The organism is Gilliamella bombi (assembly GCF_900103255.1).
In the GTDB taxonomy this organism is placed as follows: Bacteria; Pseudomonadota; Gammaproteobacteria; order Enterobacterales; family Orbaceae; genus Gilliamella; species Gilliamella bombi.
On sequence record NZ_FMWS01000050.1, the window covers coordinates 1 to 26,730 of the forward strand.

The following is a 26,730-nucleotide window of genomic DNA, read 5'->3' on the forward strand; positions in this document are numbered from 1 at the left end:
ACAACACCTCCCACCAATAACATTACAAAACTCATGACATTTACTAATGCCAATCGACTTTTAGCTTTGCATATTTTTTTATCTAATTTGTCCCCAGCGTCGGTAGCTGCTGAGCAAATTTGTGTTCTCTCCTCTAAAATTTTAAAACGCGTAAATGAAATTTTTACGCTTGCATTTAATTCATCAAATGAGTCTTTATATAATTTGTTTGAAACAAAAGTAATTAAAAAAATCATAAACAACCCAATAATAACTAACAATCCTGCTGGTAAATTATCAGCTTTAATTAATGCTGAAACTGCAATAAGAGCACCTGGTATTGCAAAAGCCTTATTTTGAGTTGAAGAAACAATGTCATTTATTTTTGAAGTGTACTCAATATATTTACTTTCTATTTCAGATAACACTTTATCTATAGAAAATTTTTTAGCATATAAATCAACCAAATCTTTATAACGGTTATAAATTCGCTCATCTTTTTCTATTATTTCTGTCAATACGCATTTATTGTCAACAAAATCTGAAATAGCAACTCTCAATATAGATTGTCTTTCCGATGTCATGACATCATCTACTTCAATAATATTTAAAAGTTCATCTACATATTCGTAATTAATTCCATCTATTTTTACTATTTCATCTATTTTGGATAAATTGTTAGATGGAATAATAATTTCAACTTCCTTTCCATTATTTTGATCTGGAACATAGTAAATGCATTTATCTGATAAAGAATGTCTTGCTATTTTATTTATTAGCCTGCTCCATTTTAAAAATAAGTTGATTTTTTTAATAATTGGTTCAGGCTTTAAAAAAGATATCATTTCATTATTAACTCGCTCTCCTCCGTCAAGAATAATGTAAAAAGATAATTCATCATCGAGTGAAGATGCTTTTACCCAAAAACTATCTAACGTAGGAAAAATCACAGTATTTTCTGCTAAATCGCCTTTTTTTATTGGAAAGCTAACCTCATTATGATATGAGGAATAATCTAAATCATCAGTTTCAACCCCAAACTCCCTTAAAAGTTCTTTTAAATTTTCGCCATTGACATCTTGTCCCAAAGAAATCTCAGTATATCCGTCATCGATCTCAATTTTACAAGATGACAATTGCTCAATAAGAGACTCTAGTTCCTTTATTTTATTTTTAGTGAATGTATCTTTATTCATTTTTACTTAGACCTAAGTAGTCATTAATGTTCTTAATATCATTTTCATTTAACTTAATTGTTATAGTTCCATCAGATTGGCTATAAGTGATTTTTTTGTTTTCTTTATTATTTATGCCTAAAGCACTGTAAGAAATTTGACAACAATAATCTTTTTCTGCATCTGCTAACGTAATCGTTTCAAAAATTTTCTTAGAATATGAAGTAGGCTCAAAAAATTCATTAATTTTATACTCCTTAGATGAAACAAAATCACTAAATTTTCCTTTAATTTTTTCATCATCCAATGTGCTTTCTATAATGTTTTGAATATTTTCTATCGATAATTTCTTATCAGCCTTTCTTTTTAATGTCTTGTCAAATAATTTTGTTATTGCATCTTGAACCTTATCTTTATCTTTCTTTTTAACATTCATATATGACAAAAAATCTTTAACAGCACGTGAAACCTCGTTTACACTTAGAGCACTATCAAGCTCTTCGTTACACCCCAAAGCTCTCTTAAAGAAGTTACTAGTTGATTTACCTGTGATAAATTGTAAGTACGGTTCTCCTTTATTTTCAGGGTAAGTAGCATCAAATAAAGTTAAATCAATCATTGCTGCCTGTCTCAACGAATCCATATTAATAGTTGGAAACATCCTTGGGATTAAATCACCATCAAAATTAAATCCATTATTATTATCAACCATCAAAATAAACAATCTACCTAGAGAATCCTCTTCACTTTCAATATTATAATGAATAAATATTATTGAACCTCCCTTTATACTTCGCCTATCAGCACTAGCCTCGGAACGAAGTTTTTCCATTATGATTGAAACAAGTTCTTCAAATTCTACTTTTCTTTTTGAATATTTAGATAAATTAACAGCAACACTGGTATTTGTTATGTTTTTATAGATATAACTATGGTTTTTTTTATGTCTTTTGAATTTTTCATCTACTTTAGCAATGAATTCCATAATATCGTTATCTGTTAATTTCCACAATTTACCAAGCATAAAACGAAAATTAGTATTTTCTCGCTTAAGATCTGCCGTAATAGCAAATTGAGGTAAATATGTAACTTCTGGTTGCTCTATTGATGAATCATGCCCGCAATCACTACAAACACCATTTACATCTAAATCACCATTACAATTAGTACATATTTTTTTAATAGTATCTGTCATATTGTTTATCCTTAATAATTAAATTAAATTTGTTAATTATAATATAAACAATAAATAATCATTATATGATCATTAAAACAGCATACTGTTCATATATACAGTACATCTTTTTTATAAATTTTGATAATTTTTTTTAACTATTAATTGAATTTGTTTAGACTTAAAAAACTTAATTAATTAATAAAAACCACCCGAAGGTGGTTTATTCGTATATTTGATTGCGATTATTTTTTAATCAAAGGCAGAATCCTGCCTTCGTTCTTACAGTCGTTAACTTATACTTGTCGTAATTGTTTCTTTTCTAGCTGTTGTTTAAACATTGAAGCAACAAAAGCACCGTCGCCAAAATGATCGTGAAGTCTTACACCGAAATTAGACCCCAGCATTTTAAAAACATCATATAAACGATTATCTATATAGAAATCATTCAACCAAAGCATGTGATGAACTAAACAAATTAGGTTGGTTCTGCTTACCTCAATCATATCTTTTCTTGTTTGTGAATGACCTGCCTCTTTATCAGCTAAATCTAACAACCATTTACGCACTTCTTTTGCTACATTCGTACTAGCAAACATTGCGATTAGATGCGCTCCTCGAAGTGAGAAAATTCGTACTGATTTCTTGCGTAGACTGTTGTTTATTCCATTGGTAGTCAATTTGACCACCATTGTCATTTTATCGGTGAACTCATCCTTGTTCCGACTATAAATCTTTGTTACTGATTTAGAATCTGCATATTGTAAAAGCTTAGATAGCTCGGTGGACGTGATCCAAATTTGATTATTACGTTTAACCGGTTGCACTACTGTGCTGTGAAACATTAGTTGATTTGACATGCTATATCCTCGTAATTGCCCCCTTTTTAGAGGGCTTATAATTTGTTGTTAATTGGTTAAGCGATTTCTTTATTAATAAGATGATTTTTGATTACATCTATTGCTTTTTCGTTATATCTAAAAGTTTCAACTTGTTTATCAGAAGAACGTGACTTATCGAGTACGAAAATTCCATAGTCTTCTGTTTTTAAGTTGAGCTTATTAGCTATACGACCAATTTTATTTGAGGATACGCCGAGTAAATCTCCTACCTCGCCTGCTGAAAATGTTTTGTTTTCAAGCTTGGGAAGCGGAATAACATTTTTACCTGCAATTGGGTTAATTGTATCGGCATAGATAGCTTGTTTAGACTGTTCGCTCAAATGTGGCAGATTGCTAAACATCTTATCTAATGCTCTGACTGATAATTCTATTGCCTTTGCTTGTCGATATTCAGGTAAATAAGATTTAGAAGGTTTTTGAATATTTTTCAATTCACCTTTTTTATAGTCTAAAAATACTTGATTTACCATTAACTGAAATTTTGGACTGATCCAACCTGCGTAAGATACTGCTAAAAGTTCGTGGGCGAATGTACCAGAAGAAATACCACCTTTGATTGTATTGATTAAATTTTGACCTAAGCCCGTAGAAGGGCTTTGACTTTTTTCTAATTCAGCAATTAGCTCTTTTGTTGGTTGTGAAGCTAACCATTTGCTTGGTCTTTTGTGATCGCCCAATCCACTAGCTTTATGTAGCGCATTAAGATTATATCGACCTTCTTTATCAGTTGTGATAGAGATTCCAGCTATTACTGGACAATTAGAGTTGTTTATATTACTATTATTCATAAGTTTTCCCTTATTTAGCGTTTGTGGTTAACTTGATTTGGGCTTTGGCTGTTGGCGCAGTTAAAGCCTTTAGTTTTTTAGATACCTGCAATTTTCTTTTCCTCCTCTGTTAATGACTGTCTAACTCTGTTTACAAGCTCTTGGCTCATGGTTCTATCATTCATTGCTGCTAATACCTCAAGCGCAGCTTTAAGGCTTACAGGCATTCTTGCTGATAACGTTACTTTATTTTCTTTCACTTTCTTCTCCTGATTGTGTTATGATTAATTCAAGTAACTTGATATATATTAATATGAATTATTCATATTGTAAACAATTATTTTTAGGATTTATTCATGATTAAAATAAATGAAGGGTTTCCGGAAAGGCTTTCATCTATGAGAAAAGCTCATTCACTAACACAAACCGAAATAGCAAGAATGGTTGGAATAAGCCAAAGACAAATTGCTGCTTACGAAGCTGGTCAAGCAAAACCTAGACAAAATACTCTACTAGATTTGGCTTTCTATTTAGGTGTTAACTCTTCGTGGCTAGGTACGGGTATTGATACGAATATAGATGAATGGGAAAATTATACTCCCGCAACACATCAAGAACAGATTACTATTTTTGATTTAAACAGCTTTGACTTGTCTCTTTTTAATGAAAATAAGTTTAGCACAAACAAATTAGAGCTTTATCCATTACCAAATAAACTTAAAGATATACATAAAAGCGCTTTTGCTATACGGATGACTGGCGACTCAATGGAAATATCTAAAAAATTAGGTATACCAGACGGTTCTATCGTAACATTTAATATGGATGCTGAAATAAAAAGTGGTGATATTTGCTTAATTGAAATTGATAAAATCTATTCAATTAAACAACTTTTTATTGATGCTAATCAAACGACGGCACACCCATTAAATGCTAATTATTCTGACATTATTTTGAAAAAAGGAGAATATAAGATAATCGCTAAAGCCGTACGTATCGATATCACATTATAATTATAGCCAATAAAAACCCTCTTAGAGGGTTTGATTATAAGTGCGTAGCTATTTCTCTAGCCACATCTAAAGCTATCTGATCCCACGCATACTCAATAACCGAAGTAACTTTTGCATCTTTTACACCGCTATCATTCTGCTTAGTAGAAAATTCTTTAGTCCACCTATTGCCTGATAATTCAAATGTTACATTTAAATATACACTCGCACTATCAATATTCGTTGCTCCATAAGTGAATTTTGTTTTAGCATTATTAACTATTAATGTTAACTTTCTACCACCAGAATTTAAATCTGCGTACGTGCTAATTGCTTCTTCAATTCTTGATGAAAGACCAATGCCGATCGGAATTCTAGTACGAGTTCCACTACCTAGCAATCCTGATGCCCCTTGTATATCGATTCGTGACGTAAAATCACTGGGAATCCATGTAATATCTAAGTTTTGTTTTTGAGTTATATGTATCTCTGATTTTATTTGCTTTAGTGATTGATAAGACAACCTATCACTAAATTGATGGTGAACACTGCAACCAGAGAAAATAAAACCTAAACACGTTAATAATAATAATTTCTTCATACCATTCTCCTATAAATGATTGGTCTATTTAGAACGCCGTTCTATAAATACCATATCCACCATTTAAGGAATGAGCAATTCTATATGTTAAAACTTGACTTTTCTCAACATCCCCTTCAACTTCAACCATTCCTCCGCCACAAACTCCATTTGCCACCATGCTAAAAATTCGTTTCCCTAATAGCGGATAGATAACAACTTTTTCCGCGGGGTTTAAATCAGCAATCTTGACTCCGTCAACAAAAAGAGAATCGGAACAAGCGCTACTTACAAAGCCTTTATCTCTTTTTATAATAACCATTCCTGAATTTTCTTTTTTTGCAAAAATATCTTGATTATATATCCGCTTCTCCGGAACGTTTACTGCTACATCATTTGACACTGGTGACGACGAGCACCCTATCAACGTAAAACTCATTAACCCCAAAAATACAATTTTTTTCATACCATTCTCCTTAATTAAATTTAGGTAATGGTATGAAATTTAAGCTATTAAATCAACGTCTATTTAGCTTTCCACCGGGACGCGTTTGTTCTTCAATAATTGCTAGTACCGATTGTTTTATCATATTTCCGACAGCTTTTCCGTCGTCCTCAGATAATCCACCGTTACCAACATTTACGGGTACGTTTACAGTTATATTACTGCCTGATTTATTCGATTTTATGAAATCTTTTAAATCGGCGTTTGTTCTAGCATCAACTACACGCTCACCCTTATCAAGCAACCACGTGCCCTCTTTTGGGATGTTATCAATACCGCTATGCGCCATACCCGTTAGTGTTTGAGCTGCGATCATACCAACATTCGCCATTCCTAGTCCCATCACAACATTAGCCGCAATTTCACCATACGGCATACCTAGCTCTCTCGCTTTATTAGCTGCGACAAAAGTGCTGATGGTAGCTTGCGCAATAGCTGAGGCTTTACTAGCAAGAAACATAACTTTGTATGCAGCAGATGATTCACCAGCAGTTTCTTTAAACATATCAGCAATAGAGCCAGTTAATGATGAGAATGTGCCGAGCGTTGCGAGTGTATATGCAGACTGAATATCCTTTTGCTTTTGTTGCATAGTTTCTTCAATTTTTACGACGGCATCAGCATATTCTTGCTGACTAATTAGCTTTTGTGCTAATAAGTCGTTTTGAATTCGTAGCTGTTGCTCATTCCAGTCATGTAACCTTTTCTCATCTTCTGCAACGTTCAGTAAATCACTACCAAGCCCATTGTAAGAGTTGTGATAGCTAAATGTCGGTGCTGATTCAGAGGCTTTTTTAGCCATTCTATTAAGCAATTCTTCACGCTCTTTTAGTGATAGATTTGCTTTTTCGATAATCGATAAATGCTGTTTGTAAGTATCTAGCTGTTGCTCGGCGGGAGTGCGCAAAGAGTCCAGTATTGATTTATATTCTTTTTGCGCATTTAGCTTATCTAACTCAATAGCTTTTGATTCTAACGCTTTCTTTTGAATATCAGTTAATTTACTAAGTTCACCCTCAGCTAATTGCCTGCGGATTTTTTGTAGCTCAGTGATATCTGTGTAAGCGTTGATTTGGCTATTTAGTTTGTCTAACTGCGACTTATACAGCTCTGCTGCGCTCTTGATCGTTTTTGAGTGTTTGAAGCCCTCTTGTAGCTTGAAGCTTTCACGTAGATTTTTTGCAAATTCCGATAGTTTTTGAGCGAGTTTATCAGTCATTTTTCCTGATAAATCCGCCCCTTTCGCTAATGCAATTAAATCATCTGCATGTTCAAGCGCAGCATCGCCAGCTGCTCGTTGTAGCCCAGCAAGCACAAATGCCGCCTCTGCTCCACTTTCTGACTTAACTTTGTTTACATCAAGTTGCTGACTAAGTACGCCAAGCTGATTTTCTAAATTTGGAAAATCAGCTACATCAAGTTTTTTAACTTCTTTAGCTGTTTCAGCCGAGGCTTTGCCCACCGCATCCATTTTTTCTTTGTTTTCTGCTAGTTTCTGAGCATTTTCTAACAGAACAGTAGTAATATTCCCAATTAGTGTCTTGAATTGTTCGCCGCCTGCTGTTGCTGATGTAAATTTCTGCCCAGCTTCAAATAGCTTCTCGCCAAATTCTTTTGATGTTATTTCTCCCTCTTTTAGCTTATTTTTGAGCGAATCAATTTCATTCACATACTCATCAATAGCTTGTTTATTAGATGGTGACAAATAAAGCGTCACACCCGAATATCCAGCGGGTAAAATGTCAGTTAATTTATCCGTTAATTTATCTTTAATATCAGAAATATTAATATCGATATCTTTTGTATTAATATCGATTTCAGCTTGCAGCCCTGTTGTGATATTTAGCTGTCTTGATTTATCTAATTCTTTAAATCTAGCGAGAAGTTCATCAACAGGTAATTGTAACTCTTCAATTGGTTTTTTAGCTTTATCTGCGCCATCGCCCATTGCAAAAAATGCTGCACCTACTGATACTAGCGTAGTAGCTAAACCAAGTGGACCACCAAGCATACCTAATAAACCACTTCCTGCGCGGGATAACAAATTAAATTTACTAGTTAGTACATTCACTTTTGTTTGTGCAGCAGCGAGCGCATTATTCGCCTGTGTTTGACGATTAATCGCAGCTGTTAAATTATTTTGCGCAACAAGACTTGCTTTTAAACCAACCGCTCGCTGTGCTTCAAATCTTGCGGCATTTACTTCTGCAACCGCTTTTAATTGCAAGCTTTTAACTGCTTCTAGTTGCGCCTGTGCTTGAGATATTTGCGCAGCTCTATTTGCTAATGTTGTTTTTGTAGCATTGAAAACAGATAGTGAAAGTCCACTAAAATATCGAGATAGACCGATACTAACAAGAATCGTGCCGGCGCCTGTTATTAAATGAATATTATCTGCAACGAACTTCAACCCACTTGCGATATTTTGAGTAACACCGGTACTGCTATTTAGTTCGCCAATTAACGCTTTAAAACTGTTTGATATCTGAGTAAAACCGTCTTTTACAGTATTACCCATGCCGTCAGCCATTTCGCCCGTTTCATCTTTAACCTTGATCATTGCATCAGCAAGCTGTCGCATTGATATTTGACCACTCATACCGAGTTGCTTTATGATCTCTTCAGCTTTACCTGTCGAATTTGCCAGAGCGGTAACAACATTTGGCGTTGATGCCATGATCGACTTCCAGTCGTTACTACTAACTTTCCCTGTGATCATCGATTTAGTGATTGCGTTAATGCTTGTTGATACTTTATCTGCAGAAGTCGCATTTATAGTATAGCTGTTTGACATAGCTTCGATAAAGTCGATCGTGTCATTTGTGCTATAACCCAGATCACGCATTGATGATGCTGTGGCGACGTACAGCTCTTGCGAATCTTCAATTGCTTTAGCATTACGATTACTAATTTCAAGCAGGCGACCTTGCACTTGCTCATAATTATCAGCTGAACCCTGGACAGATGTAATAGCCATTCTGACACGAGCAGCCATTTGTCCCCAGTCATCAGCCATATTGACAATGCTAGTAAAGGCAAAACCACCGGCAAATGCGGTGGCTACACTTAATGCTGATGATTTTAGCTGTGTTAATTGCATATTCATTGCTTGAACTGAGCGATTATTGCTAGCAATGTATGCATCAAACCGCTTCGAACGGTCTTCCATAGTTCTGTAATAATCTGTACCAAGCCGTGATGCCCTGCTCATTTCTCGTTGATATGATGATGAGTCGGCTGTAACTCGTATTGCTAATTCTCGCAATGTTGCCATAATTATTTCCCAAGTAAATTTGATAGCGCGTCAAATATGCTGACAGGCTCTTTCTTTTCTTCTTTGAATTTAAGTAAACAGTCGTCAAATTCGACTTTTGCACCTTGTGACCGATAGATGCTTGAAGATATTTGTGCGGCGTGCCAATCGTGCCTTTCGTCGCCGATCGGGTTTAATTTGTCGAATGCGACCCAGTAGTAAAATTCCCTTGCTGATAGCGTTTGCTCAAGCTCGGCAAGAGTTTTACCGAGCCTTAATGCAAGCTTTAACTTAAAAAACAGCTCGGGATCGCTTTCTACTTTTTTTCAGCTTCCTTTATTGGCTCGCTTTTCAAGCCAAGTAGATTAAAAGCTTCATTTACTAGTCGAGTGTGAACAGGACCGTAACTTTTTACTAAATCATCAATATCATTACTGAAAACAAAATCACCGTTATCGTCAAGCAGCACTGTCGCAAATAGCGTTGCTTCTGCTTTAATGTTCAGTAAATCTTTTTCGTGTTCAGTTAGCTTTTTATTATCTGTGATATCTTTGATTGTCTTAATGTACCGATTAAAATCAGTGTGCAAAGGCTCACGAATAGTAACCGCAACGCCCCATTCTTCAACCCGAATCTTTTTTGTACGAAAGCCTGAATTTTTTGCTGTAATAATTTGTTTTAAATTCATTATTTTTGTCCTTGATTAACAGACGGAGCATTAAACACGAATTTACCTTTCACTTTAAACGAGAATGACCCTGTTACAACGCCATTTTTCGCTCCTTTGAACTCGTAGCTAGTTACGCGCGCAATCCAATCTATTGAACTACCATCTTCATACTTAATTTGAAATGCGTAGTTATCTCCAGTGTCATACGATTTGCGTAATACTTGCTGTGCCGCATTGCCGATAACAAAATTGGCGTTCATTGAAACAGTCGCCTCAGCTGGCAAGCCGCTGATCGTTTCTTTTGTGATTGATGAAAGAGTTGAAACGTCGATTTCTTCACCCTCGGGGGCTGTCATTGAGTAGTCTGTCACAGTGCATTCTAGACTAAGCTTTGCTGTTGCTGAGGCGATAAATTTAAGGCTGGGATCTTTACTAACAAAAACACCAACATCCCTTGTTTTTGTGTATTCGCTACTTTGTACTTCTTGAACTTCTGGCATATTAATATCTCCAAAAATAAAAAAACCGCAGTTAAGCGGCATAAAATGGTTAAATAGTTAATTATTGAATGTAAAATTCTAACGTTGAGCGATAAAGCTCTGTTTCGGTTTCATAGTCTTGGCGACTAGTGATATTGAATGGTTTTAACGGTTTCAGTTTTTCGTACGCTTGTTGTTTAATGGTTTCAGCTTCGAGCAGTGTTTTAGCATAGATATCAACCTGAAAACAATACTCAACAGATGATTGACCACACATGACATCGTCATAAACTTCTGATATTTTTGTGTAGCACAGATAAGGTGGACTAGTCCCCTGCGGCGCAACTAATGGGCTAACTCGACCATTGCACAATGTTTTTAGTGCGTTGTTAATTTTAGCTTCTATCATTTCAAGAAAATCTCATCGATATCTTTTAAAAACTGTTCAAATGCTGCATCTTCTGCTTTTTTTACATTTGCATCAAATGCAGGTCTAACAAAAGGACGTGCTGACATTTTTGACGTGCCGTTCTCAAGCATCCACCAATAAAACGGTAAAGTTTGTTTACTTTTGCCTTTTTTTGATTTTTTTGTAACTCGAATTTTTTTGAACTTCACGCCAGCAGTTAGCGATCCTCTTGCTGTATCTACAGAAATAGACCGCCTCAAGCGTCCAGTTCGAACAGGCGCATTTGCACGAATAGCGTCACGAAAAACCACTGCTCCAGCACGTACAGCCTTTTTTGAAACTTTTCGTTGCTCTGCTTTTGACAGTAATTTAAAGTCCGCTTCAAGCTCTTTAAATCCAGCAATAGATAACATTGGTTTAATCATAACGTACGCCCTTTTGACAGGGTAATTCAAGCCTTGTCCTTTTTACGTCTTCAAGTACCGCTTTAATGTCGTAATAAGTTCCATTACACAGCACGCGCATATCAGCAGTAATATCGTTTCTATACCGAATTAGGATTTTACAATCTGTTTGCACCTGTTCAGCTTGTGAGTTTTGATACTCTTTTCCCGACACGTCACGAATTTCAGCTCGTACAGTGCACATATCGACCCATTCATTAACTAGCTGTCCCAGTTCGTCCTTGCGTTTAATTTGCTTCTGAAAAGTTACTTGATTGCGTAATTTGCCTGACTGCATATTAAACACCTATATGAATTCGATATGGGTTTAACAATCGCTCAAATCCATATTTAACATTTGATGAATTTGCGGCGCTAGTTTCTTCTCTATTTTCATAAAGATGACCCAATAATAAAAGAACAGCGGATTTAAAACTTGAATTGACTAACATCGGACGATCTCCTGCTTTATTTGAAAAAACAGCTTGTTTTAGTTCGTCATCTGTTGCGTAAACTTGTCGCTCCAAGAAATTAATTGCTTGTTCCTCTGCGGCATCAAGCTTTAATTGAATATCAGCATCATCAAAATTATGGTCAATGCGCAGATGTAATTTTGCTTCATCAAGCGTTATCAGTGACATCTTTTTTAGCCTTTTTTTTGGTTTTTGATTTCGGTTGAGGTTCTTCATCAATATTAGAATGCTGTGGTTCATCTTCTCTATCTGCAACATGATCTTGCTCGTGATAGTGCTTAACCATGCCATTTGATACAAAATAGGACAGGTCTAATTTATCAACTTCAAACGGTGGCGATTGAGGTGTTCTGATTGTTCCGCCGTAATCAAAACTTTTTAAAGCAATTACTTTTATTTTTTCCATAGATAATAAAGGCGAGTTGCCTCGCCTTTCTCCTTTACGCTGTTGGTGTTACTTCACCTGTTACAAATGCTTCTGGGCGATATACAGCTAATGCTAATCGCTCTTCGGCTCGAATGGTGATCATGTTGTTTTCAAAGTCTTTGTCATTCTCTGTAGAAATCAAGACTTCCATATCCATTCGGTCAAAAATTTGAGCTGCCATATTGAACGCGCCGACTAGGAAATTATTTGCGTTCATAGCTTGGGTTTCTACAACAGGCAAATTCCAAAGTCGAGGCGTTGTGCCGTCCATTGGATTGCCGATAATATAACGACCTTCATTATCTTTTGTCAGCTCAATACCCGCCCAATCAATTGGGTTTAAAACAATACCATTTGATGGAAATTCAGCTAAAACAGCTTGAAGTAAAGCTAAACGAATGCGATCAATTGCGGTTGCATTGGCAACAGATAATGACGGAGTAAAACTTGAGGCTTGAGGAACAATACCCAGAATATTAGAGCCAGAACCATTGCCAAATAATAATTGCTTTTCTTCTGCTAGCTGTAAACCATTACGCGCTCGCCCATCGATATAACTAATCAACCCAGAAACATCGTCTAAAATCTGACGAGATGCTTTAAATAAGTGTGCAACAGTGCGTACTGGTGAATTAACTAATCCGAACGTGATGTCAGAATAAGGCTTTGCCATACTCTCATCAACAGTTGTTGCATTATTTGTAAATCCAGTTTCTCGGACAAATTCAATTGAGTTTGAGTTAGTAGTTCCCGGGATCAATAAATCACGGATTGTCATACGGCGTACTGGTGGTGCAATAATCCCAGCTTGGCGATCCGGAGCCACAATATTCGTTGTTGTGGTCGTAATCGCCGAACGAGGAGCGTTCACACGTACTGAACCCCGAAACGAAGCGTTCATATTAGCATTTTTAAATGATTCGCTTTCAACAACCATTTTCCCTAGTGATTGTACAGATTCCTTAGGGTTATCCTGAGGTCGTTCAAGCTTTTGAGTAATATCATTTAACTTAGCTTGTAATTCATTGAATTTAGTTAATGCGGTGTCTGCATTCGCTTTTGATTCTTCGCTTAACTGCTGGTGTGCTTTAATCTCTTTTTCAGATTTCTCTGCATAACCTTTTAATGTGTCACCAACGCTTTTAAGATCAGCTTGGACTTGTTTATACTCTTGTTCTATTTGTGCTAAATTTGTCATTTTAAAATACCTTTTAGTGAATTTGATAGTTTTGTTGTAGAGCCAATCTCTACGTTTATTTGAACATCAGAAGCAGCGCACGGCGTGCTTTCGCTAGCAGCGCTAGACATGCTAGTTTTTAGTTCTTGAATGAGTTTTCGACGCTCAGTTCTCGGTAATTGGGCTTTGGCGAGCAGGGCGTCTAATTTTTTGATTGATGAATTCGGATCGGATTCTTTTTGTTTTGTTACGATATCAGCAGGTAATAATGAATCAGCAAAACCTTGCTCGACCGCATCATTACCGACGATGTAAGTTTCTTTATCCATCATCGATATAATTAGGTTTTTATCCAATCCAGATCTAATTGCGTAAATATCGGTCATAGCTAAATCGAATGGCTCAATTGTTTCCGCCACTTCTCTAAAATCATGGCGATTTCCTACAGCGTGCAGCCAGCAATTATGAATCATTAAAAATCCTGCTCTAGCTATTTGTAAATCATCCCCAGCCATTGCAATTATTGATGCGGCAGATGCGGCAATGCCGATTATTTTTACCGTGACTTTCCCACCGTGATTACGAAGAAGGTTATAAATAGCAAAACCTTCAAACATATCGCCACCGGGCGAATTGATGTAGACAGTAACATCCTGATCATGGCCTATCTGACGAAGAGCCGCAGCAATTCGTTTTGCAGTCACTCCCTCGCCGGTCCAATAATCAAGACCAATAGGATCTAAAATAGATATCGTGTTATCTTCTTCTATTTCGGCTCTAATCCCTGATTCCCATTTATTTAAAGCATTTGCGCTCAAATCAAAGGCAATAGGAACCTTTTGCAGCGACTGTGGCGCTACAGGTAAGTTTTGTTTTTTCATTGATATACCTTAGTTTTTAGATTTTCCAAGCGCATCAATTGGCGCCATTGCAGTTTGAATTGTTAATACGTCAGCGTTACCGCCGCGTTTTGGCAGGTTTTCTTTTACTCGTACTTCATCACGTGTGTAAATACCGTTGTTAACCATTGCTGAATAAAAGCTGGCTCTGGCAGAACTATCGCCCTTTAATAAACCATCAAGACTAAATTCAGCGTAATATTTACTACGATCTTCTGGAGACAATAGCCGTTTATTAATGGATTGTTGAATTCTTGTTATCCAAGGGTTTAAATTAAATGTAACAAACGCTATCATTTGTTGCTCTAGCCCCGATCCCCAACTGGTATTTTTTTCAGTGTATCCAATCATCCAAGGAGGGACGCGGAACCATCTGCAAATTTCTTCAATACTAAACTTTCTAGATTCGAGTAATTGCGCATCCTCAGGACTAATACCAATTTGTTTTGCTTCTAATCCGTACTCTAAAATTGGAGACTTTCCAGCGTTCATTGCACCAGATATTTCGCGTACGCTCGTTCTAAACTCTTCGCGCTGTTCTTTCTTGATGATTTTATCTGTAGAAAATGCAACGGTGGGCATTAATCCGTTTTTGAACGTGCTGTTTGCTGCAGCATCAGCAGACATTGCCGAACCAATTACATTGGCTCCGTATTGAATTGGTGAAATACCTGTAATACCGTCTAATGTAAATGCCTTTGTGTGGAACATGTCATTTTCAGATATTATCCTAGTGCTATTTTTATTAGAATATCGATATCTCAGGCTTCCATCCTCTTGTAGTTGAGTCTCTATAGATTGCGGAAGCAGGAAGTTTATTGAAGAAACTTTATTAGCAGTCCTTTTTATTTCAGCGTAAGCGTTTCCTCTCAGTAGCATTGCCGCTAATTCAATTTGCCAAAATTCAAATGGTGTATTGTTATAATTTGGGCTTGAATGTAAAACATCTTGTAGCTGATGTTCACTTGCAACTCTACGCCCCCCATCCGGCAATCGTTCATAGAGATTTAACGGTAATGTTGAAACGGTGTCCGAAATAAGCCCAACACATGCCCACACCGCCGATAATCTCAATGATTTATCTACAGATACATTTTGTCCGCTTGCTGATTGCCAACCAAAAAAATTTGCCCAGAATTCACTATCAGAGGGTCTAATAACATTACCGCCAGTATCCAATACTTCGCTTCTCGGTGACTTAAAAGAATCACTAAGAACCTGAAAGAAATTTTTAGCCATTTGTTAAGCCTCTTTTAATGAAATAAGCCGTTATGAACGAGCATAAAGAGGCTGTTAAAATTGAATACTGATATCCGAATATTAGATATGCAGCAATAATCAGCAATACAAAGCCAAATAAGCTAAAAGCCATGAATAAAATTAATGCTAGTTTCATATTATTAATACGTCCTTAAATGCTGCTTCAATATCTTCATCTTCGTTATCTTCACTGTTTGCTACGATTAATCCGATACTCATTATTAAAGTAATCATCCAGTCAATTTTGTCAGCCGAACGCCGTTTGTCTGGAGCCATATTAAGGTTTTCATCTTTTCTGGCGACAATGTTAGATGCGCACCATCGTAAAACTGGATTGTTGTCATGATGTAGCCTGCCTGACATGTAATAGCGCTCTGTTGCTTGCATTGCTGGGTGATATGATTTTGTACCTTGGATGAATTGAATCATTGGCAATTCTTGTGCAACTAATCTATTAACTAAATCTGTAGCATTCCAAGGATCGTATGCAACAGAAACAATATTGAATTGTTCGAAAAGTTCCACTATGTCCCTTTCAACTATTCCATAATCAATAACATTTCCCTCGGTCTGTTTAATATACCCCTTCTCAACCCATCCAGCATAAGGTACAGTGCCGCGTTCAGTGCGATAGGCTATCGCATCAGTAGGACACCACCCCCAGCCAGCGGTATATATTTCTCCGTCAATTTCCCATGTTAGACGAAATGATGTTAGGTCGCTGGTTGAAGATAAATCGAGCGCGCCGTAACATGGATAATTTTTTAATTTTTCTAAATCAACTTCTCCGCCGCATGTATCCCATTTCCCGAGATCAATCCAACCGTTTTCAGCTGATGCTGGTTTATTAAGCCGTTTGATTCTAAATTCAGCCATTTTTGACGGCATTTGTTTAGCTTCAACAGCCTCTTTTTTAATTGAGATCAAAAGGTACGGGTTAACATCCATTAGAGGATTAGCCTTAATCCACACCGTCTCATCAAACTCATCATCATCATCATCTAAACAGTAAAAAACCGCCAGAAAGTGATCAGCTTCATTTTTAAAAACACCTTTAAGTAAATCCCTAGCAAACTTTCTAATTTCTTGCCACGGACCAGCATTTACATACCCCTCCGTTGTCGTATAAACAAACAATGGATTAGCTCTAGCCCCCATTGCTGACTGCAATACATTTAGGAGATCGGCGGTTTTGTGCGCATGTATTTCGTCAATAAACACTTGTGAGGGATTTAAACCGTCTTGGGTTGACGCTTTAGCGTGTATTGGCTTGAATGTTGCTCCAGTTTCAAATCGACTTATCGCCTTAGCCCAGCACTCTAACCCAAAAGCATCCTTTAAATCCGCCGTTTTCTCAACCATTCTTTTTGCTGTATTAAAGATAATTGATGCCTGTGGAAATGTTGTGGCAGCACTAATTACCTGCGCTCCATCTTCCGGCTCACAGCACAAGCAATAAATTGCTATTGCAGCGGATAATGTACTTTTTGCATTCTTGCGAGCAACAGCAAACAATGCAGCAGAATAACGGCGAGGGTAGAATTTATTATCTTCACCCCAGTTATCAATAAAGAGAGGTTCTTTTTTTCTAAAACCAAAAAGCTGGACTACAAAAAAAATATGCGACGGATGCATTATAATTGTCGGGCAATCCCACTTACCTTCAACGTGAGGTAATTTTTCGATAAAATCACAAGCATCATTAGCGTGCCATTCATCAAAAAAAAACGGACAATTTTTTTTGTCCGCTCTCTTTAAATCATCTAAAAATCGCTTGGCTGCTTGCCTGATCAGTTTGCAATATTTCTTACGCTTTTTATCTTTTATCGCATCAGTTGCATAATCAATCGCTATCTGAACATAATCACGCATAATTTAACTCGCTTTTCGTTTTCCATTGCCTGCAAATTTATTACCAGTATTTTTATCGTTCTGCGCCGTTACCTTGCTACGACTCGCAGGCGTCATACCAAATTCTGAAAATAATGCTTTCAATGCTTGATGCTCTGATGCTGTGATCTCCATGTCAGCTTTTGCTTTTTTTCTAAACATTTGCCACGCAACGCATAGTTGTTCAAGCGGGTACAAATCAACCACTTGCAATACTTTTGTATTTACCAGTTGTGGACCTAAATTATTCCACATTTGAATACCATCGATATTTAAATGAAGTGGCGCTTCTGGGAAATCATCAATTAAATCAAATTTAGGTACATCTTGAATTTCTCGATCGGGGCGGTCGGTACCTGCGATCACCTTTAAATTGGGATCAGTCCGTTTTCTGCCCATGTTACATCCTCCTAAAAATCGGATTATTAATTTTGACGGTGTGAAAATTTGATTAGGCGGTCGGTGTCCATCTAAAAAGTTATAGACTTTTAACCCACCCCCTCCTTCTTTTTAGTCTTCGTGCGGCTTTCTTTTGCTGTTTTCTTCTTATGGCATTCACTATTAATAGCTCGTAGGTTGGTTTCATCATCTGTGCCACCTTTGAACAACGGAATGATATGGTCAACCTCATTAGCAACCTTAATCAATCCTAATCGTGTACAATCATCACATTGACAGAGATAGTTATCCCTTTCAAGAATAGCTGTGCGCAATCGTCTCCATGGCCTACCGCCTCTTCCGTTTCCCCATGATTGTTTAACGCTAACTTTAGCTGTATTGTTTTTGCGATGAGGATTAAATATTTTGGGTGATATCGGCATAATTTCCCTTAATAATAAAATCTAACTCTTTTTCAGGATTAAAAAGTCTTTATATGATGCTTTTTTGCCAACTTGATTTTTAGTTTCAAATATTTCACATCCATTAAATATATCGCTGAATGTGAAATTAGCATTATTTACCATTTCAACGATTTCACTCTTGTCACTTGTGAAATACATAAAAGGTGGCTTCATTAGTCCAAACAGTTTTAATTGATCTAATAATCCGAAATACGTATCTTTGCGGTATCCTTGCTGAGTATTGATGTATGGCGGGTCTAGCAAATATAAAACCTTGCCAGTTAATTTTTGTTGCATCAGTTTATCAAAGGAAAGATGAGTAATTTCAACACCGTCTAGATATCCACTGCAATTAAGTGGTGTTACTGCCACTCTATTGTATAACGCCCTACTGTCAAAATCACTTAGGTCTGTTATGGTACCACCAGAAAATAACAAATAGCTTGATAAAGTAAAACAATCTATGCAATTGTTTTTAGAATTTAAGTACTCAATTATTTTTTCTTTTGTATCTGCTTGTATCTTTTCTTTTTTCTTATACACAGCCACTAATGACAATAAATCTTTTCTAATTCCTTCCGTTTTGCTTATGTTAGCGAGTCGATGACTATAATTATCATAATCGTTATATATTACCCGTGCGTTTCTGCATGTGTATTTAGCATTGTGAGATAGCAGTCCAGAACCACCGAATACGTCAACTATTGTCCAACCTGAACCGTCACCACATAGCTTTTTTATTTGTTCATTAAATAGTTTTATAAAGTTTCGTTTTTGCCCTTGAAAAGGTAGAGGGGCTTTATTGTATTTCTTCAAATTAAAATCCTTTAAATAATTAGTCTCTTGGTAAGAGCTATATTCCTTTAAATAGTTTCTTAAAAATAAATTGGAAAAAGCATTGACTTAATGTCGCAAATGCGACATAATACTTACATAGATTCGGAACTGGTTCGAATCAATCCTAAAGAGGACATAAAAATGATCAATCAAGTTAAATTAAATCAAATTTTCCAAGCTCACTGTCACAGCAATGCGGATCTAATCTGCAAATATCGAGTTATTAAAATCACTGCTAAACGAGTTGTTTTACAACATTTACAAATTGATGATGATGTCATTAATGTTAAAGTATCTCCGTATAACTTGGCTGAATTGGTCTTGATTGGTAAATACACAAACCTATACCCAACCGGAGAAATTTATGAATCACACTGAATTAAAAGCGCTTCGGCGCTTCTTCTTTCTTGATATTGTAGACGCCGCAAATTTAATAGCAGGCGTATCAGCTAGAACTTGGCAAAGATACGAAAAAGGCACTGTCACAATACATAAAGATGTTATTGAAAAAATGAATAAATTAAAGCAAGAAAGAAAAGAGATTCTCAAACAGATGTCTGCTGGTGAAACACCAAAAATAGACATTACAAAGACGCACAACGAGCAGGAGCTAACAAAGATATTAATTTTATCAGTTAGCGCCGAATTAATAGCTAAATCATAAACAAATCAAGGCGGTTTTCAAAGCATTTACTGGAGGAATTTCCTACCACCCTCTTTTATTGCTGTTGTTATTCAATTCAATATCAACTGGGTTGCTAACCGCTTTACTATCCAATTTAAAATCAACATGTATACTTGCTAATTGATTGGGTTTTGTCTCGATACTAACAGCTACTTGATTAGTTAAAAGCTGTCCATCTACTGCAATACCGTAACCATAAAATCTACCATTCTTATATAAATGGGCTAATTGAATTTGTTTAATTTCTCTTTATCTCAACAAACATGATTAACCTTAATATTAATGATATGTAACGCTTGATTTTGTTTCTTTCTCTTCTGATTTCATTAAAATGAAACTACTCATTAGATTGTTTAATATATCTATGCCTGATTGATTTAAATAAAATGTAGTACCAATTTTAAATGAACAACCTTCTTTTGTTTTATTTAGATCAATCATTGAGCCGTACATACACATACGATTAAATTCTGAAAGGTGTTGTTCATAGTATCCTTCCAAAAAAGATGCGAGGCTGTCAGGTTCTAATTCTAGATCTCCTAAATGGTGCTTAAAAATATTATCGCCATTTATTCTAATGAGATGCTCTACATATGAGATACTAACAATGCGAGCGTAAAAAATAGGGTTTTTATTATTATCCATAATAGTTACCGTTATGCTGCCAATATAAATTTTATCTGCCCTTTTGTATTAAATATTGTTGAACATCGAGCTTCAAAATCCTTATAATCAATACAACCTTTTGCGATGGTTGTTATTGCTATTAACTGGTCTTCTACTGCTTTTAGTGCATCTGGTTTTAAGAATTGATGGATTTTTTCACCTTTCTTTGTGCGTTCTTTGATGCTCAGATAAACCTTTTTAGGTAGCACGACACCATAAACCCATTTTTGCGTTATCAGCCCAAATAATGATGGACAACCGCCAATATGATTATTGAATGGCAAGTTAGTCATTTTTGATAATGCCTGATAAAAAGGTTGTTGGAATCGCTTTTCCCATGTTTGCGGTTGACTATAAGTTAGTATTGCTAATACTTGCTCATCTGTATAAGTAACAGCCTGAGAACGAATAAGCTTATCAATTTGCTCATCACACCATATCTCAAAGTCAACAGATAACCAACGTGCAAACCTAACCGCTAATTTAGGGTGAATCCAAGTACCACCACCACGGTCCTTTCTGGCTCGGCTCGTTTTTACATACGGGATTTTCTGGTATGTAGATTCTAACGCATTGATATAATTAACTGTATCAGGAAGAATTAGCCAGTCATTTGGACGTTTACCAAATCTTGATGCCGCTTCTGTTGCGTTAATCCATCCATCATCATTGAAACCAACTTGATGACCCTTAAAATCGAATTTAATAATATTCATATTATGTCTCTCTATAGAATGAGCCTAAGTCACACAGAATAAACAGCCCCAAGAGTTAAGACATTAGCTGTCATTCTCTCAGGCTCATTCTGTAAAGCTCTTGGTTAATATTCGCCGTGTGATGGCATTATGATTGATTGAAAATTGATTTGAATTTATTCAACTTGTAAAACTAAAATTTACAACTAGGGATAATTATGAGTAATTAAAATTTGAATTGGGTTTGTGAAACTTCAAATAAAATAGGTATAAAAAAACCGTCTCAATGACGGTTTAAACAATGTTTATTTAATCTTTTTGTCTAACGCAGGTTATTGTATAAACATTTAACTCGCCAGTTTTTTTTGTATGTCTATACCTAGAATTAAAAGTTTCAATATATTTAAACTCATTTTCTGAGACATATTGATATTCAAATGTCTCATCATACTCAACGTTTTCATCTATATTATGATGCTCTTTTCTATAGCGTTTAAATGAAAATTTTTCGGGTGCTAAATCATAAGCTTGCCTCGTCATTGAGCCATCTTTTTGTCTTTCATATTTTTCAAAGATGTTATTTATCTCATAATTTCTTTTATCAGTGGATGTTTTTTCTATATTGTATAACCCTTGTTTATGACATATCCATTTCCCAATAAGCATTTCCTCAGTTACTTTCTTCTCACCACAACCAAATAAAGCAAGACTAACTAAACTAATTATCAAGATTCTTTTCATGTCATCTCCTTTAATATTTTGATAGATAGTATGAAATTTATTAACTAAGGGCAATAAAAAAACCACCCAAAGGTAGTTACTTATTTTCGCACATAAATTGCGAATTATTCTTGGGCGCAATCTCTTTACAATAGTATTTCTGCCAACCCTCAATCATTACTTTGTTGTACTCGATTGCATTGGTGAGATTGTAATAATCTTGTTGAGAAGTTTTTGCAAGTCGTAAGGCTTTGTTAGCAATACCGCTGGTGGTGGCACTATCTCGCTCGACAGATTCGACTTTGACGCGCAACTCGACAAGACCGTTATCGATATCATTGCGTAAAGCATCTGTTTTAGCATACCCATTTTTAATAGCCTCGATAATGTTTGATTCAATTTTTTTAACTTCATTATTATCTTGTATATACTTTTCGTACTTTGCTTCGGCTTTATTCGCTCTTGAGACTGCAAGACGTTTATCTTGCCAGCAGTTGTATGCAAAATAACTAACAAAAGCCAATATACTAATCAACGTTATATTTACTTTTGACAATTTGAACATGACGAATCACTCAACAATAACGATACAAATAAAAACCAACCCCAACCGTTGACATCATTAACCGCCATTATTGAAGCGATGATAAAGCATAAGATAGACATAACGCTTTCTCCTTTTCTCGTCTGATTACTAAGCCTTTTAGAACCTTACCACCTGCTTTATTCCATCTTGGAAACTCATTACAAGCCGCTTTATAATCGCCGTTGTTCAGATGTTTATACATTGTTGATGTTCTCATTTTTGAACATCCAACGTTAAAAGTAATTGACGTTACAGCATCAAAAACAGGTTGAGGTAGGTGAAAACCATTAGCATAGCGATTAACGCACATTTCTGCTGTTTTGATATCACCTACCCAACGTTTTGCTATTTCCTCGTCTGAATAGACTTTTTGTTGAATGTTACCCGTTGAGCCGATACCTGCTGTTAATACATTAGCAGGACAATAGTATGGCTCTCGTACGCATGATTCAGCGTTACCGATTATTTCAAGCCCTGCTTTGCTCGTTCTGATTTCGTCTGAGTAATTAGCAATAACAATACCAATGATTACCGAAACACTACAAATCGCACTCGTCGCTATTCTTGTTGTGTTTTTCATAGTATTGTTCTCTCAAATTCTTTTTATGATAAAAGTCTCGGCGTTTATATACCCAGTTAATAATAAACGTCGCTATTGATAAAATAATACCAACCACAATAGCAATATCGTTCAAACTGAGCGCACCAAATAGAGTGCATATAGCTCCCCAGAAATACGAAATCGGTGAAGTGTATTTTTCCATGATGAATATTCTTGTTAGTTAATGATGTGACAGCGTACTAGCTAAATGTTAGTTATGTGTGTGTCTAGCTTTGCTGTCGATTCTGTAGATGTTGACGACATCAATGTCGCCGACATGCATGAAATTTGGACATGAAAAAACCGCAATTAAGCGGCTTCATTTAATAATTCTATTCGGTAATAAATATATAAAAAAACAATATTTTTTGATAAATAGTGTTGACTTTTACTGTAGGATACCTTACAATAATAACCATCAAGTAAGGGACTTGATAAGGTAAACCCCCGACCTAAGACGAGGGCTTAAGGAGAAGTAAAATGAAGTTCAAAATACTCATTTTAATTCTGCTACTTTTGATTAGCTCCCCAGCATTCTAAAGTAGTTCAAAGGAGAGGGAAACCTCTCCGATGACCTTAAATATATCAACTATTATTTAATAAATCAAGGTGGTTATATGGCATTAACAAGAGCCGAAATTAACGAACGAAGCAATGAAAAACGAGGCATTAAAAATAAAGCCTTTAAATTAAATATAGACGATATCGCAATGATTAAACAAACGGCTTTAGACTTAAATATATCAGAAGCCAAACTTGTAGTAGAAGCAATTAAATTCTACAGAGAAAACAAAAAAGCCTCTAATTGAGGCTTATATGTAACTATTTACACTGTTGAGTAATGAATTTATTATCATTACCCTGAATTTTTTCTATTAGCTTGTTACGCTCGCATTCCCATTTTTCAGGCGGAAACATTTTATCCCACGCTGCCATCAATTTTTCTTCTTGATTAGATAAATTAATTTTGTATTTATCAGACATATAAAGATATGTGCGTGCTATTATACCCCGAATTTCGTCACGAGGTTGGAATTTTCTTTCTTTGAAATCTACAGCAGTTTTACATTGTCCGTATTGATCAAACATATCTGTAAACAGCGAATAACGATAGTTAGAACGGTCACCGTTTACCTCACCGATAGCAGGTTGCAAGTTGTGCATGTCACCTTCCATTTTATTAAAAGTAACATCTTTTTTACACGCTTTACGTCCACCGTCTCGCCAACATTGCAGATGACGACCGAAGTTTTCGGCAGGCATGACATGCTCCCACTCAATGCGAGAAGCTCTATTTAAATTCTTTCTTGGCTTATAACCGCATTTACCAAAATCGACAACACCTTTTTTACCTGCCCATGAAATATCACACCCGCAGTAAAATTCTGTTTGTGTTGAATTTGATTTATACAATTTAGTTAGCTGAGTTTTTGCATTGTCAAAATTTTGCTTACTAATTGCAACCTGCTCGGCTGTCGGCACTGATTTTGACTTTTTCGGCTTAGGCGTCGGTGCTACTGAATACGTTCCTATTCGACAAGTTTTAGATGCTGATATGCACGAATTGCCGCAAGGTATGCCTTTTCGACAATTCTTAGCATTTGAAATCGATGGAAATAATAAAAATAAAACTAAAATTAAAGCTAATTTTTTCATAATTTAATATCACCTGCGCTTAAAAGTTACGCAGTTTAATATAAAAAATTACAAAATGAAAATAAAAAAGCCCGCATTTGCGAGCTTTGTATACAATTATTCCATACTGACAACTTTATACCAGTTTCATGTTAGCATTTCAAGCATTTTTAAATAAAATTTAAATTTATTTATATTTTATGTTATTTAAAATATCTAGGCGCTGTCCTGTTAACATTGTTATTGCGCTTAAATGCCCCACAATGTGATTTTCTCCACCTTCTTTCATTGATTTTATTTTTGCTCTATCAACCCACATCTTTTTTGCAATATCAACAACAGATAGCGGTTTTATAATATTTTTTGTTTGTTTGTTAAAATCCTTTGCACTTATAATGCTGACCGTTCTATTGAATGCTAATCGCTCAAGTTTTCTTCCGAATCCAGTTGCTGCTACGTAATCTTCAATCGTTTGTTTCTCGCCAAAATAAAATAATTTCAAAACATTATATTGCTCTGCCGCCTGCCTGTTAGTTTTTGATAACGCAATTAACGCAGAATCTATTAGCATGGCATCATCATCATTACACAATTCTTTGTATTTTTTCTGTTGATTCTCAAACAAAGATGGTGATTTTTGTTCTGAATAATAATTTTTCCTTGACCAATTACCCCACAATCTCAACACGTCAGTAATATCGTAATCAGCCTGAAAGCGAACTCGTGTAACTGATTTTACAATTTCCTTTGGCTCATCATCAACGTATATATATTCTGCTAGCATTTGTTATCCTTAAAATTCTTCAATTTCCCAACCGCCACCTAGTTTTTTCGCTTTCTTTTTTATCGCTAAAAACTTAAACGGATACATGTCGGCAGCCACTTTTATTTTTACCCTTGCATCATCCATCCAAAACCCTTTAACTTCGTGCAATTCAATTAATCCATCTTTATTCATTACAACAAAATCAGGTGTGTATGTTGTGTTATTTGCTAATTTGAATTTTAGACCCTCGAATTTAAACCATGTTATTTCGTTAGCTTGTTCAAGCGTTTTTAGATACTGATAGTATTCAGTTTCAGTTTTATTCATCTGCCCAGATTTCAATCTACCGAGTGCAAACGTTGCTGGTCTCATAATTTAATCTTCCCTTCTTTAACCAAGATATCTTGTGTTCTAATTACACCCTCAGCGTGCGCCAATCTAACGAATTCATGCTCGTGATTTCTTGTCCTGCGGTCGATTTCATCATGACAAGCTGAACAAGCCCATGCGCCTTGCAAATCATTCGGTTTCATACCTACGCCACACGTTCCTGCTAATCGATAATGCGCCAGTACCGTAGTTTCTGGATTATGATTACAGCACGGCAATCGAACCGTGCACTCTCTCCCTCTTGCTTCTTTAGTTAGCCTGCTCATCGTTAACCCTGTTTAAATTATGCTGATTAATGTATTCTCTGCGTTGTTCTCTAACTATTGCTATTGCTCGCTCTAATTCTTGCTCTTTATCATCGTATAGTTTCAGTTGTTCTTTGTGTTTTTTGTGTTCGTTGTTCATCATGCCACCTTTGATAATTGATCTTTGTACTGTTCTGCTAGTTTGATTGCTTCCTGTGCATCTGCGCTAAATATAACGCCATTTTCAGCCCCGAACTGTTCAGCGCAAGTCACCACATCAGCAAATGCTTTTTTATTCATTCTTCGCGTTGATAACCCCATAAACACCAGTCCGCCTTGAATTCCCTTTACACATTTCTGCCCGTGCAAATTAGCCGTGATTAAATGCTTCCATTCCTCTGCTGTGAGCTTTTCTCCATTCCATTCAACTTGTTTTGCGATATCATTTAAAACAGCCCACATCATGCGATTTTGTGCTAACGTGCGATTGTCTTCATCAATTACAATCCGCAATGGACGCTCGCTATTGACTGGTAATTGACTTATTACGTTAATCGCTGTCGCGCGTGCTAGTTCGTGTGTTAATCGTATTTCTTTAGCCATGTTTA

The 26,730-nt window shown here is 35.9% G+C and carries 39 protein-coding genes; 4 read left to right on the top strand and 35 right to left on the bottom strand.

All coding sequences use genetic code 11. From position 1 onward, the window contains the following. From B9N71_RS09405 to B9N71_RS12825, 5 genes are all read right to left on the bottom strand, one after another. Window positions 1-1,175: anti-phage protein (locus tag B9N71_RS09405; protein WP_085165735.1), on the bottom strand; the 1,175-nt coding region annotated here is incomplete at its 3' end. Beyond that, window positions 1,168-2,349, bottom strand: a complete 1,182-nt coding sequence (locus tag B9N71_RS09410) for a nucleoid-associated anti-phage protein (RefSeq protein WP_085165736.1) — start codon at window positions 2,347-2,349, stop codon at window positions 1,168-1,170. The genes B9N71_RS09405 and B9N71_RS09410, both read right to left, overlap by 8 nt. 275 nt (window positions 2,350-2,624) lie before the next feature. Further along, on the bottom strand, window positions 2,625-3,173 hold the full coding sequence (locus B9N71_RS09415) for a BRO family protein (RefSeq protein ID WP_208610477.1): 549 nt from the start codon (window positions 3,171-3,173) through the stop codon (window positions 2,625-2,627). Window positions 3,174-3,244: 71 nt separating this feature from the next. Beyond that, window positions 3,245-4,018 (bottom strand): KilA-N domain-containing protein, encoded by a 774-nt coding sequence (locus B9N71_RS09420; protein WP_085165737.1) that lies wholly within the window; start codon window positions 4,016-4,018, stop codon window positions 3,245-3,247. A gap of 77 nt (window positions 4,019-4,095) precedes the next feature. Then, window positions 4,096-4,257 (bottom strand): Arc family DNA-binding protein, encoded by a 162-nt coding sequence (locus tag B9N71_RS12825; RefSeq protein ID WP_141675202.1) that lies wholly within the window; start codon window positions 4,255-4,257, stop codon window positions 4,096-4,098. 96 nt (window positions 4,258-4,353) lie between these two features. Between B9N71_RS12825 and B9N71_RS09425 the strand changes: the two genes are divergently transcribed. Beyond that, complete coding sequence (locus B9N71_RS09425; RefSeq protein ID WP_085165738.1) at window positions 4,354-5,010, top strand: helix-turn-helix domain-containing protein; 657 nt, start codon at window positions 4,354-4,356, stop codon at window positions 5,008-5,010. 34 nt (window positions 5,011-5,044) lie between these two features. Here the strand turns inward: B9N71_RS09425 and B9N71_RS09430 are convergent, their stop codons facing one another. From B9N71_RS09430 to B9N71_RS09510, 18 genes are all read right to left on the bottom strand, one after another. Beyond that, complete coding sequence (locus B9N71_RS09430) at window positions 5,045-5,590, bottom strand: hypothetical protein (RefSeq protein ID WP_085165739.1); 546 nt, start codon at window positions 5,588-5,590, stop codon at window positions 5,045-5,047. Window positions 5,591-5,618: 28 nt separating this feature from the next. Further along, the gene (locus B9N71_RS09435) at window positions 5,619-6,035 is read right to left on the bottom strand and encodes a putative periplasmic lipoprotein (RefSeq protein ID WP_085165740.1); all 417 of its coding nucleotides are present in this window, start codon (window positions 6,033-6,035) and stop codon (window positions 5,619-5,621) included. Between the two features lie 52 nt (window positions 6,036-6,087). After that, window positions 6,088-9,348, bottom strand: coding sequence for a tape measure protein (locus tag B9N71_RS09440; protein WP_085165741.1), 3,261 nt, complete (start codon window positions 9,346-9,348; stop codon window positions 6,088-6,090). A 2-nt stretch (window positions 9,349-9,350) separates the two neighbouring features. Next, window positions 9,351-9,629 carry a phage tail assembly protein T gene (locus B9N71_RS13565; protein WP_081297998.1) on the bottom strand — a complete coding sequence of 93 codons (279 nt, stop codon included), beginning with the start codon at window positions 9,627-9,629 and terminating at the stop codon, window positions 9,351-9,353. A gap of 14 nt (window positions 9,630-9,643) precedes the next feature. Then, window positions 9,644-10,015, bottom strand: a complete 372-nt coding sequence (locus tag B9N71_RS09450; protein WP_085165742.1) for a phage tail assembly chaperone — start codon at window positions 10,013-10,015, stop codon at window positions 9,644-9,646. Then, on the bottom strand, window positions 10,015-10,539 hold the full coding sequence (locus B9N71_RS09455) for a phage tail tube protein (protein WP_085165743.1): 525 nt from the start codon (window positions 10,537-10,539) through the stop codon (window positions 10,015-10,017). The genes B9N71_RS09450 and B9N71_RS09455 overlap by 1 nt, the downstream gene beginning before the upstream one ends. 19 nt (window positions 10,540-10,558) lie before the next feature. Further along, complete coding sequence (gp17, locus tag B9N71_RS09460) at window positions 10,559-10,885, bottom strand: tail completion protein gp17 (protein ID WP_085165744.1); 327 nt, start codon at window positions 10,883-10,885, stop codon at window positions 10,559-10,561. Beyond that, the gene (locus tag B9N71_RS09465) at window positions 10,882-11,310 is read right to left on the bottom strand and encodes an HK97-gp10 family putative phage morphogenesis protein (RefSeq protein ID WP_085165745.1); all 429 of its coding nucleotides are present in this window, start codon (window positions 11,308-11,310) and stop codon (window positions 10,882-10,884) included. Before B9N71_RS09465 ends, gp17 begins: the two co-directional genes overlap by 4 nt. Then, a complete protein-coding gene (locus tag B9N71_RS09470; RefSeq protein WP_085165746.1) occupies window positions 11,303-11,626 on the bottom strand; it encodes a phage head closure protein in 324 nt (107 codons plus the stop codon). Before B9N71_RS09470 ends, B9N71_RS09465 begins: the two co-directional genes overlap by 8 nt. Before the next feature lies 1 nt (window position 11,627). Further along, window positions 11,628-11,969, bottom strand: a complete 342-nt coding sequence (locus B9N71_RS09475; protein ID WP_167370091.1) for a head-tail connector protein — start codon at window positions 11,967-11,969, stop codon at window positions 11,628-11,630. After that, window positions 11,950-12,207, bottom strand: coding sequence for a hypothetical protein (locus tag B9N71_RS13050; RefSeq protein ID WP_167370092.1), 258 nt, complete (start codon window positions 12,205-12,207; stop codon window positions 11,950-11,952). The genes B9N71_RS09475 and B9N71_RS13050 overlap by 20 nt, the downstream gene beginning before the upstream one ends. Before the next feature lie 34 nt (window positions 12,208-12,241). Further along, on the bottom strand, window positions 12,242-13,426 hold the full coding sequence (locus tag B9N71_RS09480; protein WP_085165748.1) for a phage major capsid protein: 1,185 nt from the start codon (window positions 13,424-13,426) through the stop codon (window positions 12,242-12,244). Beyond that, entirely contained in the window at window positions 13,423-14,286 is an 864-nt protein-coding gene (locus B9N71_RS09485; protein ID WP_085165749.1) for a head maturation protease, ClpP-related, read from the bottom strand. The genes B9N71_RS09480 and B9N71_RS09485 overlap by 4 nt, the downstream gene beginning before the upstream one ends. A gap of 9 nt (window positions 14,287-14,295) precedes the next feature. Further along, window positions 14,296-15,543: a phage portal protein gene (locus tag B9N71_RS09490; protein ID WP_085165750.1), complete on the bottom strand. Its 1,248-nt coding sequence runs from the start codon at window positions 15,541-15,543 to the stop codon at window positions 14,296-14,298. Between the two features lie 153 nt (window positions 15,544-15,696). After that, complete coding sequence (locus B9N71_RS09495; RefSeq protein WP_085165751.1) at window positions 15,697-17,436, bottom strand: terminase large subunit; 1,740 nt, start codon at window positions 17,434-17,436, stop codon at window positions 15,697-15,699. A 3-nt stretch (window positions 17,437-17,439) separates the two neighbouring features. Continuing rightward, window positions 17,440-17,853 (bottom strand): P27 family phage terminase small subunit, encoded by a 414-nt coding sequence (locus tag B9N71_RS09500; RefSeq protein WP_065626789.1) that lies wholly within the window; start codon window positions 17,851-17,853, stop codon window positions 17,440-17,442. Window positions 17,854-17,942: 89 nt separating this feature from the next. Further along, the gene (locus B9N71_RS09505) at window positions 17,943-18,275 is read right to left on the bottom strand and encodes an HNH endonuclease (RefSeq protein ID WP_085165752.1); all 333 of its coding nucleotides are present in this window, start codon (window positions 18,273-18,275) and stop codon (window positions 17,943-17,945) included. Window positions 18,276-18,296: 21 nt separating this feature from the next. Continuing rightward, the gene (locus B9N71_RS09510) at window positions 18,297-19,112 is read right to left on the bottom strand and encodes a DNA adenine methylase (protein WP_085165753.1); all 816 of its coding nucleotides are present in this window, start codon (window positions 19,110-19,112) and stop codon (window positions 18,297-18,299) included. A gap of 162 nt (window positions 19,113-19,274) precedes the next feature. On the opposite strand from B9N71_RS09510, the gene B9N71_RS09515 reads away from it, so the two are divergent. Together B9N71_RS09515 and B9N71_RS09520 are read left to right on the top strand one after the other, a co-directional pair. Continuing rightward, the gene (locus B9N71_RS09515) at window positions 19,275-19,511 is read left to right on the top strand and encodes a hypothetical protein (RefSeq protein ID WP_085165754.1); all 237 of its coding nucleotides are present in this window, start codon (window positions 19,275-19,277) and stop codon (window positions 19,509-19,511) included. Further along, on the top strand, window positions 19,498-19,797 hold the full coding sequence (locus tag B9N71_RS09520; protein WP_085165755.1) for an Aca2/YdiL-like domain-containing protein: 300 nt from the start codon (window positions 19,498-19,500) through the stop codon (window positions 19,795-19,797). Before B9N71_RS09515 ends, B9N71_RS09520 begins: the two co-directional genes overlap by 14 nt. Window positions 19,798-20,097: 300 nt before the next feature. Here the strand turns inward: B9N71_RS09520 and B9N71_RS09525 are convergent, their stop codons facing one another. The 6 genes from B9N71_RS09525 to B9N71_RS09550 form a co-directional block, all read right to left on the bottom strand. Next, a complete protein-coding gene (locus B9N71_RS09525) occupies window positions 20,098-20,463 on the bottom strand; it encodes a hypothetical protein (protein WP_085165756.1) in 366 nt (121 codons plus the stop codon). A gap of 11 nt (window positions 20,464-20,474) precedes the next feature. Beyond that, a complete protein-coding gene (locus tag B9N71_RS09530; RefSeq protein WP_085165757.1) occupies window positions 20,475-21,200 on the bottom strand; it encodes a KilA-N domain-containing protein in 726 nt (241 codons plus the stop codon). A 288-nt stretch (window positions 21,201-21,488) separates the two neighbouring features. Further along, window positions 21,489-21,920 (bottom strand): hypothetical protein, encoded by a 432-nt coding sequence (locus B9N71_RS09535; protein WP_085165758.1) that lies wholly within the window; start codon window positions 21,918-21,920, stop codon window positions 21,489-21,491. Window positions 21,921-21,996: 76 nt separating this feature from the next. Beyond that, complete coding sequence (locus B9N71_RS09540) at window positions 21,997-22,464, bottom strand: lysis system i-spanin subunit Rz (RefSeq protein ID WP_085165759.1); 468 nt, start codon at window positions 22,462-22,464, stop codon at window positions 21,997-21,999. A gap of 67 nt (window positions 22,465-22,531) precedes the next feature. Continuing rightward, window positions 22,532-23,065 carry a lysozyme gene (locus B9N71_RS09545; protein ID WP_085165760.1) on the bottom strand — a complete coding sequence of 178 codons (534 nt, stop codon included), beginning with the start codon at window positions 23,063-23,065 and terminating at the stop codon, window positions 22,532-22,534. Continuing rightward, window positions 23,025-23,249: a phage holin family protein gene (locus tag B9N71_RS09550; protein WP_080702289.1), complete on the bottom strand. Its 225-nt coding sequence runs from the start codon at window positions 23,247-23,249 to the stop codon at window positions 23,025-23,027. The genes B9N71_RS09545 and B9N71_RS09550 overlap by 41 nt, the downstream gene beginning before the upstream one ends. A gap of 454 nt (window positions 23,250-23,703) precedes the next feature. On the opposite strand from B9N71_RS09550, the gene B9N71_RS09555 reads away from it, so the two are divergent. Next, entirely contained in the window at window positions 23,704-23,895 is a 192-nt protein-coding gene (locus B9N71_RS09555) for a hypothetical protein (protein WP_085165761.1), read from the top strand. Window positions 23,896-23,908: 13 nt separating this feature from the next. Here the strand turns inward: B9N71_RS09555 and B9N71_RS09560 are convergent, their stop codons facing one another. From B9N71_RS09560 to B9N71_RS09580, 6 genes are all read right to left on the bottom strand, one after another. Continuing rightward, on the bottom strand, window positions 23,909-24,742 hold the full coding sequence (locus B9N71_RS09560) for an endonuclease (protein ID WP_085165762.1): 834 nt from the start codon (window positions 24,740-24,742) through the stop codon (window positions 23,909-23,911). 166 nt (window positions 24,743-24,908) lie between these two features. Next, on the bottom strand, window positions 24,909-25,505 hold the full coding sequence (locus tag B9N71_RS09565; protein WP_085165763.1) for an antiterminator Q family protein: 597 nt from the start codon (window positions 25,503-25,505) through the stop codon (window positions 24,909-24,911). Window positions 25,506-25,514: 9 nt separating this feature from the next. After that, window positions 25,515-25,859 (bottom strand): DUF1064 domain-containing protein, encoded by a 345-nt coding sequence (locus B9N71_RS09570; RefSeq protein ID WP_085165764.1) that lies wholly within the window; start codon window positions 25,857-25,859, stop codon window positions 25,515-25,517. Further along, a complete protein-coding gene (locus tag B9N71_RS09575; RefSeq protein WP_085165765.1) occupies window positions 25,856-26,143 on the bottom strand; it encodes a DUF1364 domain-containing protein in 288 nt (95 codons plus the stop codon). The genes B9N71_RS09570 and B9N71_RS09575 overlap by 4 nt, the downstream gene beginning before the upstream one ends. Then, window positions 26,127-26,282: a hypothetical protein gene (locus B9N71_RS13055; RefSeq protein ID WP_167370093.1), complete on the bottom strand. Its 156-nt coding sequence runs from the start codon at window positions 26,280-26,282 to the stop codon at window positions 26,127-26,129. Before B9N71_RS13055 ends, B9N71_RS09575 begins: the two co-directional genes overlap by 17 nt. Next, window positions 26,282-26,725, bottom strand: a complete 444-nt coding sequence (locus B9N71_RS09580) for a recombination protein NinB (RefSeq protein ID WP_085165766.1) — start codon at window positions 26,723-26,725, stop codon at window positions 26,282-26,284. The genes B9N71_RS13055 and B9N71_RS09580 overlap by 1 nt, the downstream gene beginning before the upstream one ends. Window positions 26,726-26,730: the final 5 nt, after the last annotated feature.

Coding starts and splice junctions, on each gene's coding strand:
- B9N71_RS09410 (WP_085165736.1), bottom strand. CDS start 2,349: ATGACAGATACTATTAAAAAAATATGTACTAATTGTAATGGTGATTTA.
- B9N71_RS09415 (WP_208610477.1), bottom strand. CDS start 3,173: ATGTTTCACAGCACAGTAGTGCAACCGGTTAAACGTAATAATCAAATT.
- B9N71_RS09420 (WP_085165737.1), bottom strand. CDS start 4,018: ATGAATAATAGTAATATAAACAACTCTAATTGTCCAGTAATAGCTGGA.
- B9N71_RS09425 (WP_085165738.1), top strand. CDS start 4,354: ATGATTAAAATAAATGAAGGGTTTCCGGAAAGGCTTTCATCTATGAGA.
- B9N71_RS09430 (WP_085165739.1), bottom strand. CDS start 5,590: ATGAAGAAATTATTATTATTAACGTGTTTAGGTTTTATTTTCTCTGGT.
- B9N71_RS09435 (WP_085165740.1), bottom strand. CDS start 6,035: ATGAAAAAAATTGTATTTTTGGGGTTAATGAGTTTTACGTTGATAGGG.
- B9N71_RS09440 (WP_085165741.1), bottom strand. CDS start 9,348: ATGGCAACATTGCGAGAATTAGCAATACGAGTTACAGCCGACTCATCA.
- B9N71_RS09450 (WP_085165742.1), bottom strand. CDS start 10,015: ATGAATTTAAAACAAATTATTACAGCAAAAAATTCAGGCTTTCGTACA.
- B9N71_RS09455 (WP_085165743.1), bottom strand. CDS start 10,539: ATGCCGCTTAACTGCGGTTTTTTTATTTTTGGAGATATTAATATGCCA.
- gp17 (WP_085165744.1), bottom strand. CDS start 10,885: ATGATAGAAGCTAAAATTAACAACGCACTAAAAACATTGTGCAATGGT.
- B9N71_RS09465 (WP_085165745.1), bottom strand. CDS start 11,310: ATGATTAAACCAATGTTATCTATTGCTGGATTTAAAGAGCTTGAAGCG.
- B9N71_RS09470 (WP_085165746.1), bottom strand. CDS start 11,626: ATGCAGTCAGGCAAATTACGCAATCAAGTAACTTTTCAGAAGCAAATT.
- B9N71_RS09475 (WP_167370091.1), bottom strand. CDS start 11,969: ATGTCACTGATAACGCTTGATGAAGCAAAATTACATCTGCGCATTGAC.
- B9N71_RS13050 (WP_167370092.1), bottom strand. CDS start 12,207: ATGGAAAAAATAAAAGTAATTGCTTTAAAAAGTTTTGATTACGGCGGA.
- B9N71_RS09480 (WP_085165748.1), bottom strand. CDS start 13,426: ATGACAAATTTAGCACAAATAGAACAAGAGTATAAACAAGTCCAAGCT.
- B9N71_RS09485 (WP_085165749.1), bottom strand. CDS start 14,286: ATGAAAAAACAAAACTTACCTGTAGCGCCACAGTCGCTGCAAAAGGTT.
- B9N71_RS09490 (WP_085165750.1), bottom strand. CDS start 15,543: ATGGCTAAAAATTTCTTTCAGGTTCTTAGTGATTCTTTTAAGTCACCG.
- B9N71_RS09495 (WP_085165751.1), bottom strand. CDS start 17,436: ATGCGTGATTATGTTCAGATAGCGATTGATTATGCAACTGATGCGATA.
- B9N71_RS09500 (WP_065626789.1), bottom strand. CDS start 17,853: ATGGGCAGAAAACGGACTGATCCCAATTTAAAGGTGATCGCAGGTACC.
- B9N71_RS09505 (WP_085165752.1), bottom strand. CDS start 18,275: ATGCCGATATCACCCAAAATATTTAATCCTCATCGCAAAAACAATACA.
- B9N71_RS09515 (WP_085165754.1), top strand. CDS start 19,275: ATGATCAATCAAGTTAAATTAAATCAAATTTTCCAAGCTCACTGTCAC.
- B9N71_RS09520 (WP_085165755.1), top strand. CDS start 19,498: ATGAATCACACTGAATTAAAAGCGCTTCGGCGCTTCTTCTTTCTTGAT.
- B9N71_RS09525 (WP_085165756.1), bottom strand. CDS start 20,463: ATGGATAATAATAAAAACCCTATTTTTTACGCTCGCATTGTTAGTATC.
- B9N71_RS09530 (WP_085165757.1), bottom strand. CDS start 21,200: ATGAATATTATTAAATTCGATTTTAAGGGTCATCAAGTTGGTTTCAAT.
- B9N71_RS09535 (WP_085165758.1), bottom strand. CDS start 21,920: ATGAAAAGAATCTTGATAATTAGTTTAGTTAGTCTTGCTTTATTTGGT.
- B9N71_RS09540 (WP_085165759.1), bottom strand. CDS start 22,464: ATGTTCAAATTGTCAAAAGTAAATATAACGTTGATTAGTATATTGGCT.
- B9N71_RS09545 (WP_085165760.1), bottom strand. CDS start 23,065: ATGAAAAACACAACAAGAATAGCGACGAGTGCGATTTGTAGTGTTTCG.
- B9N71_RS09550 (WP_080702289.1), bottom strand. CDS start 23,249: ATGGAAAAATACACTTCACCGATTTCGTATTTCTGGGGAGCTATATGC.
- B9N71_RS09555 (WP_085165761.1), top strand. CDS start 23,704: ATGGCATTAACAAGAGCCGAAATTAACGAACGAAGCAATGAAAAACGA.
- B9N71_RS09560 (WP_085165762.1), bottom strand. CDS start 24,742: ATGAAAAAATTAGCTTTAATTTTAGTTTTATTTTTATTATTTCCATCG.
- B9N71_RS09565 (WP_085165763.1), bottom strand. CDS start 25,505: ATGCTAGCAGAATATATATACGTTGATGATGAGCCAAAGGAAATTGTA.
- B9N71_RS09570 (WP_085165764.1), bottom strand. CDS start 25,859: ATGAGACCAGCAACGTTTGCACTCGGTAGATTGAAATCTGGGCAGATG.
- B9N71_RS09575 (WP_085165765.1), bottom strand. CDS start 26,143: ATGAGCAGGCTAACTAAAGAAGCAAGAGGGAGAGAGTGCACGGTTCGA.
- B9N71_RS13055 (WP_167370093.1), bottom strand. CDS start 26,282: ATGAACAACGAACACAAAAAACACAAAGAACAACTGAAACTATACGAT.
- B9N71_RS09580 (WP_085165766.1), bottom strand. CDS start 26,725: ATGGCTAAAGAAATACGATTAACACACGAACTAGCACGCGCGACAGCG.